Origin of the sequence: Streptomyces durocortorensis, assembly GCF_031760065.1 — a bacterium.
Taxonomy (GTDB): Bacteria; Actinomycetota; Actinomycetes; order Streptomycetales; family Streptomycetaceae; genus Streptomyces.
This window is the reverse complement of record NZ_CP134500.1, coordinates 5763833-5775127: the sequence shown is the minus strand read 5'-3', so window position 1 is coordinate 5775127 and position 11295 is coordinate 5763833. Positions and strand designations below refer to the sequence as shown.

General features: G+C 72.2%; 11 protein-coding genes. 3 read left to right on the top strand and 8 right to left on the bottom strand.

Annotated elements, in window-relative coordinates; translation table 11 throughout:
• Positions 1–175: 175 nt before the first annotated feature.
• From truB to rimP, 7 genes are all read right to left on the bottom strand, one after another.
• Positions 176–1078: a tRNA pseudouridine(55) synthase TruB gene (gene truB / locus RI138_RS25630; RefSeq protein ID WP_311121782.1), complete on the bottom strand. Its 903-nt coding sequence runs from the start codon at positions 1076–1078 to the stop codon at positions 176–178.
• Positions 1075–1557: a 30S ribosome-binding factor RbfA gene (gene rbfA, locus RI138_RS25625; RefSeq protein WP_311121781.1), complete on the bottom strand. Its 483-nt coding sequence runs from the start codon at positions 1555–1557 to the stop codon at positions 1075–1077. Before rbfA ends, truB begins: the two co-directional genes overlap by 4 nt.
• A 36-nt stretch (positions 1558–1593) precedes the next feature.
• Positions 1594–1887 carry a DUF503 domain-containing protein gene (locus RI138_RS25620; RefSeq protein WP_073771471.1) on the bottom strand — a complete coding sequence of 98 codons (294 nt, stop codon included), beginning with the start codon at positions 1885–1887 and terminating at the stop codon, positions 1594–1596.
• Between the two features lie 171 nt (positions 1888–2058).
• Positions 2059–5190, bottom strand: coding sequence for a translation initiation factor IF-2 (infB, locus tag RI138_RS25615; RefSeq protein WP_311121780.1), 3132 nt, complete (start codon positions 5188–5190; stop codon positions 2059–2061).
• Between the two features lie 147 nt (positions 5191–5337).
• Entirely contained in the window at positions 5338–5616 is a 279-nt protein-coding gene (locus tag RI138_RS25610; protein WP_179115590.1) for a YlxR family protein, read from the bottom strand.
• Positions 5617–5729: 113 nt separating this feature from the next.
• Entirely contained in the window at positions 5730–6770 is a 1041-nt protein-coding gene (nusA, locus tag RI138_RS25605) for a transcription termination factor NusA (protein WP_096633112.1), read from the bottom strand.
• A 2-nt stretch (positions 6771–6772) separates the two neighbouring features.
• A complete protein-coding gene (rimP, locus tag RI138_RS25600) occupies positions 6773–7276 on the bottom strand; it encodes a ribosome maturation factor RimP (protein WP_311121779.1) in 504 nt (167 codons plus the stop codon).
• A gap of 176 nt (positions 7277–7452) precedes the next feature.
• Here rimP and RI138_RS25595 point away from each other — a divergent pair, with 176 nt between their 5' ends.
• Genes RI138_RS25595 through RI138_RS25585 form a run of 3 tightly spaced genes read left to right on the top strand, consistent with a single transcriptional unit; the run spans position 7453 to position 9459 of the window.
• Complete coding sequence (locus RI138_RS25595; protein ID WP_311121778.1) at positions 7453–7989, top strand: hypothetical protein; 537 nt, start codon at positions 7453–7455, stop codon at positions 7987–7989.
• Positions 7986–8504, top strand: a complete 519-nt coding sequence (locus tag RI138_RS25590; protein ID WP_311121777.1) for a ferritin-like domain-containing protein — start codon at positions 7986–7988, stop codon at positions 8502–8504. Before RI138_RS25595 ends, RI138_RS25590 begins: the two co-directional genes overlap by 4 nt.
• Before the next feature lie 31 nt (positions 8505–8535).
• On the top strand, positions 8536–9459 hold the full coding sequence (locus RI138_RS25585) for an aminoglycoside phosphotransferase family protein (protein WP_311121776.1): 924 nt from the start codon (positions 8536–8538) through the stop codon (positions 9457–9459).
• A 60-nt stretch (positions 9460–9519) separates the two neighbouring features.
• Here RI138_RS25585 and RI138_RS25580 read toward each other — a convergent pair whose 3' ends face one another.
• Positions 9520–11223 (bottom strand): proline--tRNA ligase, encoded by a 1704-nt coding sequence (locus RI138_RS25580; protein WP_311121775.1) that lies wholly within the window; start codon positions 11221–11223, stop codon positions 9520–9522.
• Positions 11224–11295 lie beyond the last annotated feature (72 nt).

The following is an 11295-nucleotide window of genomic DNA, read 5'->3' as shown; positions in this document are numbered from 1 at the left end:
AGCGCCCCCCGCGCCCCCGGCATTCACTCCGAGCGCCCGTCCAATGGGGTGAATAAGCGTGTCCCCCCGGGAGCAGGGATGGTGCCGGGGGGGAACGTGGAGCGGGCACCGGGTGGGGGGTGGGTGCCCGCTCCACACATGACGTACGAGAGACGCATGACGTACGAGAGCCGGGTCAGGCGAAGACGGCGAGGCTCTTGGCCTTGCCCTTCTCCTCCTCCACGAGCACCAGGAACGCCCCGTCCGGTCCGAACACCGCGACCGGCCCCGGCGGGTACGTGGGCATGTCCAGCCGTACCCCGTTCAGGAGCAGCTTGGCGCGCTTCTCGTCCACGTCCCAGCGGGGGAACGCGGCGGCGGCCGCCTCGGCGACCGGCATCACCGTCAGCTCCTCCTGGTGCTGGTCCAGCGTCCGGGCGGCGTCCAGTCCGTACGGGCCGACCCGGGTGCGGCGCAGCGCGGTGAGGTGTCCGCCGACGCCGAGTCCGGCGCCCAGGTCCCGGGCGAGGGCGCGGATGTACGTCCCCGAGGAGCAGACCACGGAGACGACCAGGTCCAGGACGGGGGTGCCGTCCTCGGCGACGGCCTCGCGGACGTCGTAGACGCGGAAGGAGGAGACGGTCACCGGGCGGGCCGGGATCTCGAACTCCTCACCGCCGCGCACCCGCGCGTAGGACCGCTTGCCGTCGATCTTGATGGCGCTGACCTTGGACGGGACCTGCATGATCGCGCCGGTCAGGGCCGCCACTCCGGCGTCGATCCCCTCCCGGGTCACGCCGGACGCGTCGGTGGAGGAGGTGATCTCGCCCTCGGCGTCGTCGGTGACGGTGTCCTGGCCGAGCCTGATCGTGCCCAGGTACTCCTTCTCGGTCAGCGCGAGGTGGCCGAGCAGCTTGGTGGCCCGCTGGACGCCGAGCACGAGGACTCCGGTCGCCATCGGGTCGAGCGTGCCCGCGTGGCCGACGCGGCGGGTGCGGGCGATGCCGCGCATCTTGGCGACGACATCGTGCGAAGTGAAGCCGGACGGCTTGTCGACGATGACAAGGCCGTCCGGCGTGGTGGTCTGCTGCTCGGTCATGCGGAGGTCGGGCCCTCGTTCTTGTCGGCGGAGCCGGAGGTCTCTGCCTCGTCGTCCTCGTCCTCGGGCTTGCGGTACGGATCGGCGTCGCCGGCGTAACTCGCACCCGTGGACACCTGGCGCACCTCCGCGTCCCTGGCCCGCGCCTTGTCGAGGAGGTCCTCGATGGTGCGGGCGTTGTCCGGGAGGGCGTCCGGCACGAAGGCCAGGGTCGGCGTGAAGCGGACCCCGGTCTGCCGGCCGACCTCGGAGCGGAGGACGCCCTTGGCGCTCTCCAGCGCCGCGGCGGAGGCCGCGCGCTCTTCGTCGTCGCCGTAGACCGTGTAGAAGACCGTGGCCTCCCGCAGGTCTCCGGTGACCCGGGCGTCCGTGATCGTCACGAATCCCAGCCGCGGATCCTTGATTCGCCGGTCCAGGGTCTCCGCGACCACGACCTGGATGCGATCGGCCAGCTTGCGGGCCCGCGCGTTGTCGGTCACCGGTCCGTCACTCTTCCTTCTGATTTCACTCGACTGTCAGTCTTCGTCACTGTGCAGCCGCCGTCTCACCGACAGCAGCTCCACCTCGGGACGCGCGGCGACCAGCCGCTCGCACCGGTCCAGTACGTCCGTGAGGTGTCCGGTGTCCCCGGAGACCACGGCAAGGCCGATCTCGGCCCTGCGATGGAGATTCTGTCCGCCGGTCTCGGCCGCGCTCACCGCGTACTTGCGCTGGAGCTCGGCCACGATCGGGCGGACGACGGAACGCTTCTCCTTCAACGACCGTACGTCGCCGAGGAGCAGATCGAAGGACAGGGTCCCCACATACATGTGTGTCCGGATGTCCCGCCGGTTCGGGTTCGTGCCCCGCCAGAGCTTGCCGGGGACACCAGAACCGTACCGGAACGGCCGGAGCCGATCGACGGAAATACGACCCGTCGACCGGCTCCGACCGTGGTGGAAGGGGCCCGGGGCGAGGCCCGGGACCCTTCCCTCTGCGGATCAGCCCCGCGGCTTCTCGCGCATCTCGTACGTCGCGATGACGTCGTCGATCTTGATGTCGTTGAAGTTTCCGAGGTTGATACCGCCCTCGAAGCCTTCGCGGATCTCGGTGACGTCGTCCTTGAAGCGGCGCAGACCGGAGATGTTGAGGTTCTCCGCGATGACCTTGCCATCGCGCAGCAGGCGCGCCTTGGTGTTGCGCTTGACCTCGCCGGAGCGGACCAGCACACCGGCGATGTTGCCCAGCTTGGACGAGCGGAAGATCTCGCGGATCTCCGCCGTGCCGAGCTCGACCTCTTCGTACTCCGGCTTGAGCAGGCCCTTGAGGGCCGCTTCGATCTCTTCGATCGCCTGGTAGATGACCGAGTAGTACCGGACGTCCACGCCCTCGCGCTCGGCCATCTGCTCGGCACGCCCTGCGGCGCGCACGTTGAAGCCGATCACGATGGCGTCGGAGCCGGTCGCCAGGTTGATGTCCGACTCGGTGACCGCACCCACACCGCGGTGCAGGATCCGGATGTCGACCTCTTCACCGACGTCGAGCTGGAGCAGCGAGGACTCGAGAGCCTCCACCGAACCGGACGCGTCGCCCTTGATGATGAGGTTGAGCTCCTGGACCAGACCGGCCTTGAGCGCCTCGTCCAGGTTCTCCAGGGAGAACCGGACACCCTTACGGGCGAAGTTGGCGTTGCGCTCACGGGCGGCACGCTTCTCGGCGATCTGACGGGCCGTACGGTCCTCGTCGACCACCAGGAGGTTGTCGCCGGCACCCGGGACGTTGGTGAGACCGAGCACCAGGACGGGGGTCGACGGACCCGCTTCCTGGACGTTCTGACCGTTGTCGTCGAGCATCGCCCGGACCCGGCCGTACGCGTCGCCCACGACCACCGTGTCACCGATGCGCAGCGTTCCGCGCTGGACCAGGACGGTCGAGACGGCACCGCGGCCGCGGTCGAGGTGGGACTCGATCGCGATGCCCTGCGCGTCCTGCTCCGGGTTGGCCCGCAGGTCGAGCGAGGCGTCGGCGGTGAGGACGACGGCCTCCAGGAGGGACTCGATGTTGAGGCCCTGCTTGGCGGAGATGTCGACGAACATGGTGTCGCCGCCGTACTCCTCGGCCACCAGACCGAACTCGGTGAGCTGACCGCGCACCTTGGTCGGGTCGGCGCCCTCGACGTCGATCTTGTTGACCGCGACCACGATCGGCACCTCGGCCGCCTTGGCGTGGTTCAGCGCCTCGATCGTCTGGGGCATCACACCGTCGTTGGCCGCCACCACGAGGATCGCGATGTCGGTCGACTTCGCACCACGGGCACGCATGGCGGTGAACGCCTCGTGACCCGGGGTGTCGATGAAGGTGATCTTGCGGTCCTCGCCGTTGACCTCGGAGGAGACCTGGTAGGCACCGATGTGCTGGGTGATGCCACCGGCCTCGCCCGCGACCACGTTGGTCTTGCGGATCGCGTCCAGGAGTCGGGTCTTACCGTGGTCGACGTGACCCATGACGGTCACGACCGGCGGACGGGAGACCAGGGCCTCTTCGCCGCCCTCGTCCTCGCCGAACTCGATGTCGAAGGACTCGAGCAGCTCGCGGTCCTCCTCCTCCGGGCTGACGATCTCCAGGACGTAGTTCATCTCCTCGGCGAGAAGCCGGAGCGTCTCGTCGGAAACGGACTGCGTGGCGGTGACCATCTCGCCGAGGTTCATCATCACGGCGACGAGCGACGCCGGGTTGGCGTTGATCTTCTCCGCGAAGTCGGTGAGGGAGGCACCGCGCGACAGCCGGACGGCCTGTCCGTTGCCGCGGGGCAGCATGACGCCGCCGACGGACGGGGCCTGCATGGCCTCGTACTCCTGGCGCCTCTGCCGCTTCGACTTACGGCCACGACGCGCCGGACCGCCGGGACGGCCGAACGCACCCTGCGTGCCACCACGGCCACCGGGACCACCCGGACGACCGCCGAAGCCGGGACGACCCCCGAAGCCGCCGCCACCGCCGGGACGACCGGCACCGCCGCCACCGCCGGGACCGGCCGGACGACCGGCGAAGCCGCCGCCACCGCCGCCACCGGGACGGCCGGCGAAGCCGCCACCGCCACCGCCGGGACGACCGCCGCCGCCACCGGGACGACCGCCGCCGCCGGGACCACGGCCACCGCCGGGGCCACCACCGGGACGCGGGCCCGCAGCGGGACGCTGCGGCATCATGCCGGGGTTGGGGCGGTTACCGGCGGGACCGCCGCCGGGACGCGGAGCCTGCGGACGGGGCATGCCGCCCGGAGTGGGACGGGCACCGCCCTGTCCCTGACCACCCTGCGGACGCGGGGCGCCGCCGGGGCCGCTGCCCTGGGGGCGCGGGGCGCCGGGGCGCTCCTGGCCGCCGCCGGGGCGCGGGGCACCGCCGGGACGGGGCGCGCCGGGGCGCGCCATGCCGGTGGAGCCGCCGGAGGTGAAGGGGTTGTTGCCCGGACGGGGACCGGCCGGACGGGCGCCGCCGGGGCGCGGGGCGCCCTGGCCCGCGGGACGTGCGGGGCGGTCGCCGCCACGCTCGCCGCCACGGCCGCCGTCACGCTGACCGCCGTCGCGGGCTCCGCCGTCGCGCTGACCGCCGGCCGGGGCCGGACGGGCCGGGCGCGGCCCCGGGGTGGCACCCGCGGGACGCGGGGCCTGGGGCTGCTGGGGGGCGGCCGGCTGAGCCGGAGCCGGGGCCGAGAACTCGGCGGCCGGGACCGGGGTCACCGGGGCCGGCTTGGCCGGCGCGGGCTTCGGGCCCGGACGGGGGCCCGCCGACGGCGCGGAAGGCGCTGCCGGGGTGCTGCTCGGGGTCTCGGCCGCGGCCGGCTTGGGAGCCGGTGCGCCGGGCTTCGGGGCAGCGGGACGTGCCGCAGCGGCCGGGGAGGGCGCTGCGGGCTTCGCGGGCGTCGCCTTACGGGGCGCGCCAGGCTTGGCAGCGGACTTGCCGGCGTTGCCGCCGGGCCCCTGCAGTGCGTCGGTCAACTTACGTACAACCGGCGCCTCGATCGTCGAGGACGCCGAACGGACGAATTCACCGAGTTCTTGGAGCTTGGCCATGACGACCTTGCTCTCGACGCCGAACTCCTTGGCGAGTTCGTATACCCGGACCTTAGCCACATCGCTCCTTTTAGGTCCGGGTTACCGCCGGACCGTCGCTACTTCATGGGCGTACTCATCGCGTACTCATCGAGTGCTCATCGCAATCTCGACCTACTTCCAACTCGCGAGGTACCTGACCGCACGGGGTCCCGTGCCGTTCACTTCTTACGGTGTCACCCGCTCGACGAACCGCGTGAGTGCCGCGGTGTCGAACGGCCCCTTGGCCTTGAAGGCCCGGGGGAATGCCCGGCGGCGAACCGCCAGGTCGAGACAGACAGAGGTGGGGTGCACATAAGCACCCCGGCCGGGCAGCGTACCGCGTGGATCAGGGGCGCAGGCGCCCTCGTCCACCACGATGCGCAGCAGCTCGCTCTTGGCCGCTCGCTCCCGGCATCCCACACAGGTTCGCTCGGGGCAAGCGCGGGCTTGCGTCCGGCCAGACACGTTTAAGTCTACCTCCCCGTACCGACCTCACCCCTTTGGGGCAAAAATCGAACGGATGTTGTCGTGATCTCAGCGCCCTACGGCCCAGATCTATTCCCTGGACCCGCTCCGGGTCAACGCCTTTCCGAGCGCTCCCGGGCCCGATCGGCCCGCTCGCGGTCGGCGGTCTCGCGCTCGGCGTCGGTCTCGGTGTCGGGCCGGATGTCGATGCGCCAGCCGGTGAGGCGGGCGGCGAGGCGGGCGTTCTGGCCCTCCTTGCCGATGGCCAGCGACAGCTGGTAGTCCGGCACGGTGACCCGGGCGGAGCGGGCGCCGAGGTCGACGACCTCGACCTTGCTCACCCGGGCGGGCGACAGGGCGTTGGCGACCATCTCGGCCGGGTCGTCCGACCAGTCCACGATGTCGATCTTCTCGCCGTGCAGCTCGGCCATGACGTTGCGCACCCGGCCGCCCATCGGGCCGATGCAGGCGCCCTTGGCGTTCAGGCCCGAACGGGTGGAGCGGACCGCGATCTTGGTGCGGTGGCCTGCCTCGCGGGCGATCGCCGAGATCTCGACGGAGCCGTCGGCGATCTCGGGGACCTCCAGCGCGAAGAGCTTCTTCACCAGGTTGGGGTGGGTGCGCGAGAGCGTCACCGACGGACCGCGCACGCCCTTGGCGACCCGTACGACATACGTACGCAGGCGCAGACCGTGGGTGTACTCCTCGCCCGGGACCTGCTCCTGCACCGGAAGGATGGCTTCCAGCTTGCCGATGTCGACCAGGACGTTCTTGGGGTCCTTGCCCTGCTGGACGACGCCGGTGACGACGTCGCCCTCGTGGCCCGCGTACTCCCCGAAGGTCCGGTCGTCCTCCGCGTCGCGCAGCCGCTGGAGGATGACCTGCTTGGCGGTGGTCGCCGCGATCCGGCCGAAACCGGAGGGGGTGTCGTCGAACTCCTTGGGCTCCTGGCCCTCTTCGAGGTCGGCCGGGTCCTCCTTGGCCCACACCGTCACATGGCCGCGCTCGTCGATCTTCACGCGCGCCCGGCGGTGGCTGCCGTCGGTGCGGTGGTACGCGATGAGGAGGGCCGACTCGATCGCCCCGACGAGCACGTCGAAGGGGATCTCCTTGTCCTGCGCCAAGCCCTTCAGAAGCTTCACATCGATGTCCACGGCTACGCCTCCTCTTCCTTCTTGTCCTTGCGGTTGAATTCGATCTCCACGCGCGCCTTGGCGATCTCGTCGAAGGCGAGGCGGCGGGACGTGGGCTTGCGGCCCTTGACCCCGGGCACTTCGAGGTCGAGCCCGTCCTCGTCCACGGCGAGGATGCGGGCGACCAGCTCGCCGGAGCCGTCGGCGGCCAGCTGGAACCGGGCCAGCCGGCCGGTGGCGCGTACGTAGTGGCGGTGCTCGGTCAGCGGGCGGTCCGCGCCGGGGGAGCTGACTTCGAGGACGTACTCGCCCTCGCCCATCGCGTCGGTCTCGTCCAGCTTCTGGGAGATCGCGCGGCTCAGCTCCGCGCAGGCGTCCAGCTCCACGCCCTCCTCGGAGTCCACGATGATCCGGAGCACTCCGCGGCGGCCCGCCCGGGACACCTCGATCTCTTCGAGGTCCAGCTGCTGCGCGCTGACGAGCGGTTCAAGCAGCCCGCGCAGCCTCTCGCTCTGGGTGGTGCTCATCCGGGTGACTCCTCGGCCGCGTGTGCTGTTGTGGGGATCGTCGTGCGTCAGGTCAAAGGGTATCCGGTCGCCAGGGGTGTTGCCGTCCGCCTGCCCCGTCGGCGCGGGTACGCTCGCCTGCGGTGATCACATCAGGACAGATCCTGTCAGGACCGGTCCAGGCTCGAAGGAGAAACGTGCAGCGCACGGGGACGACGCGCAGGGGGGCGCTCACCGCCACGGGAGCTCTCGCCCTGGGTGCGGTGCTGACCGGCTGCGGGGGCGACGGTGAGGCGGCGGACGGCAGGAGGCCCACGCGCTCCGGCGCCCGGGCCGACGCGGTCCGGGCCGAGCGGGCCCTGCGCGAGAAGGCGGTGCGCGACGGCGCACGACTGATCGCCCACTACGACCTGGTGGCCGAGGCCCATCCGGCGACCGCGGCGGGCCTGGCGCCCCTGCGGGCGGCCGTACGGGAGCACGGGAAGGCGCTGGCCCCACCGCGCGCGAAAGGCGCGCCGGACGAGGCCGCTCCGCCCGCCCCCGGCCCGGTGTCCACCGACCCCGGGACAGCGGTGAAGGAGCTGGCCGCCGCCGAACGCCGCAGGGCCGACGCGCACACCGAGGCCCTGCTCACCGCGGAGCCGGAGCTGGCCCGGCTGCTGGCCTCGGTGGCGGCGGCCGCCGCGGCACACGCGTATCTGCTGACCGAGCTGGGCAAGGAGACCGCCGCATGAGCACCCGTACCGCCCGGCCGTCGAAGGGCGACTCCGCCTCCCCCGAGCTGACCGCCGCCCAGGCGGCCCTGGCCGCCGAGCACGCCTCCGTCTACGGCTACAGCACGCTGGGCGGCCTCCTCGACGGGAAGCGGCGCTCGGAGGCGGACGCGGCGTACGACGGGCACCGCGCGCGCCGGGACGCACTGTCCCGCACCGTGCGGGACCTGGGCGGTACGCCGGTGGCGGCCGAGGCCGCGTACGCTCTGCCGTTCGCGGTCGCTGACGCCCCGGCGGCGGAGCGGCTCGCCGCGGTGCTGGAGGACCGGGTCGCAGGCGTCTACGCCGATCTCGTACGGGCTTCCGAGGGCCCGCTGCGCAAGGAGGCCGCGGGCGCGCTCCGCGAGGCCGCGGTGCGGTCGGCCCGCTGGCGGGGCGGCAACGTAGCCTTTCCGGGGCTCGCCGAGCGGGCCGCCGGTGCGGATCCGGCCGCGACGGGCCCGGTGGAGGCCGCGGGCGCGGACGGGACGCGCTGATCCGAAGGACCGGAAAGGGAACACACGACGTATGGGTTTTGAACCGCCGCAGCGCCTGGTGCGCGCGCTCGGCGAGATGTACGGGGACGAGGCGACGGCCGACTGGCTGAACCGGCTCCCCGCACTGGCCGAACGGGTGCTGGACACCGCCGGAGGGGACCTCACCGTCGAACGGGTGGCCGCCCCGGGCGGGCGCAGCTCCCTGGTGGTCCTGGTGCACCGCGCCGACGGGACCGCGGCCGCGCTGAAGCTGGCCCCTCCGGTCGCCGGGCCGGAGCTGGAGCGGGCGGCGCTGGAGCACTGGGGCGGCTGGGGTGCGGTGCGGCTGCTGGACGCCCCGGCCGGAGCACTCGACGCACACGGCGCGCTGCTGCTGGAGCGGCTGCACCACGAGGTGTCACTGCGTTCGCTGCCGGAGGCGAAGGCCCAGCTGGAGGCGGCGGGCACGCTGCGGCGGCTGTGGGTGGAGCCCCCGGCAGGGCATTCCTTCGAGAGCGTGGCCGAGCGGACCGTGCGCCAGAGCGCCGGGATGCGGGCGGCCGCCGAGGCCGATCCGGAGCTGGCCCCGCTGGTCGGCGCGGCGCTCGCGGCGCGGGCCGAGCTGGTCGGGGCGTCCCCCGAACTCCTGCTGCTGCACGGCAACTTCCGGCAGAGCAAGGTCCTGGCCGGGGAGCGTGCGCCGTGGCTGACGGTGGGTCCGGAGCCGTTGGTGGGCGAGCGCGCCTATGACCTGGCGCGGCTGGTGCGGGACCGGGTGGAGGATCTGATCGCCTCTCCCGGCGGCCCGGCGACAGCGCGGCGGCGGGTCAAGAAGCTGGCGGAGTCGCTGGAGGTGGAGCAGGCCCGGCTGCACGGCTGGACGCTGTTCCGGGCGGTGGAGTCGGGAACCCGGGCGCTGGCCGAGGGGCGGCGGCAGATCGGCGAACTGACCCTGGAGTTCGCGGGCTGGCTGTAGCCCCTCCCCCTACGGCGAAGGCCCCCGCGCACGGTGCGCGGGGGCCTTCTTCGTGTGTGCTCAGCCGAGGTCGGCGGTGAGGCGGGCGATCGCCTCGTCCACCGTCAGCTCCTCGCGCTCGCCGGTGCGACGGTCCTTCAGCTCCAGGACGCCGTCGGCCGAGCGGCGGCCCGCGACGAGGATCTTGGGCACGCCGATGAGCTCGGAGTCGGTGAACTTCACGCCGGGCGAGACACCGGGGCGGTCGTCGACCAGGACGCGCAGGCCCGCCGCGTTGAGCTTCTCCGAGACCTCCAGGGCCAGTTCCGTCTGGAGGGCCTTGCCCGCGGCCACGACGTGGACGTCGGCCGGGGCGATCTCGCGGGGCCAGCACAGGCCCTTGTCGTCGGCGGTCTGCTCGGTGAGGGCGGCCACGGCACGGGAGACGCCGATGCCGTACGAGCCCATCGTGACGCGGACGGGCTTGCCCTGCTGGCCGAGCACGTCGAGCTGGAAGGTGTCGGCGTACTTGCGGCCCAGCTGGAAGATGTGGCCGATCTCGATGGCGCGGTCCAGGGTGAGGCCGGTGCCGCAGGCGGGGCAGGGGTCGCCCTCCTCGACCACGACGACGTCCAGATACTCGTCGACCTCGAAGTCACGGCCCGCGACGACGTTCCTGGCGTGCTTGCCCTCCTCGTTGGCGCCGGTGATCCAGGCGGTGCCGGGGGCGACGCGGGGGTCCGCGAGGTAGCGGACCTTCTCCAGGCCCTGGGGGCCGACGTAGCCGCGTACGAGGTCGTCGCGGCCGACGAAGTCCTCGGCGGTGACCAGCTCGACGACGGCGGGCGCCAGGTGCTCGCCGAGCTTGCCGAGGTCGACCTCGCGGTGGCCGGGGACGCCGACGGCGACGATCTCGCCGTCCACCTTGACCAGCAGGTTCTTCAGGGTGGCCGAGGCGGGGACGCCCAGGTGCTCGGCGAGGGTCTCGATGGTCGGGGTGTCGGGGGTGTCCAGCTCCTCGACCGCGCCGTGCGCCGAGCCGTCGACCGGGGCGAGCGCGAAGGTCACGGCCTCGGTGTTGGCGGCGTAGTCGCAGTTCGGGCAGTCCGCGAAGGTGTCCTCACCGGCGGCCGCGGGGGCGAGGAACTCCTCGGAGGCGGAGCCGCCCATGGCGCCGGAGACGGCCGAGACGATGCGGTGGTCCAGACCCAGGCGCTCGAAGATCTTGATGTACGCGGCCCGGTGCAGCGCGTAGGAGTGCGCGAGGCCCTCGTCGGTGGTGTCGAAGCTGTACGAGTCCTTCATCTGGAACTCGCGGCCGCGGAGCACGCCGGAGCGGGGGCGGGCCTCGTCGCGGTACTTCGTCTGGATCTGGTAGAGCATCACCGGCAGGTCCTTGTAGGACGTGCACTGGTCCTTGACCGTCTGCGTGAAGATCTCCTCGTGGGTCGGGCCGAGGAGGTAGTCGCCGCCCTTGCGGTCCTTGAGGCGGAAGAGGAGGTCGCCGTACTCCTCCCAGCGGCCCGACGCCTCGTAGGGCTCCTTGGGCAGCAGGGCGGGCAGCAGGACTTCCTGGGCGCCGATGGCGTCCATCTCCTCGCGGACCACGTTCGAGATGTTGTCCAGGACCTTCTTGCCGAGCGGCAGCCAGGTCCAGATGCCGGCCGCGTTGCGGCGCACGTACCCGGCGCGGACCAGCAGCTTGTGGCTGAGCGTCTCGGCGTCCGCCGGGTCGTCGCGCAGTGTCTTGATCATCAATCGGGACATGCGCTGGACCTGGGCCATGGTGAACTCCTGCTCGCAAGGGTGGTGAGCCCGAGGTTAACCGGGCGGTGCGGGCAGGCGGAAATCCATAAC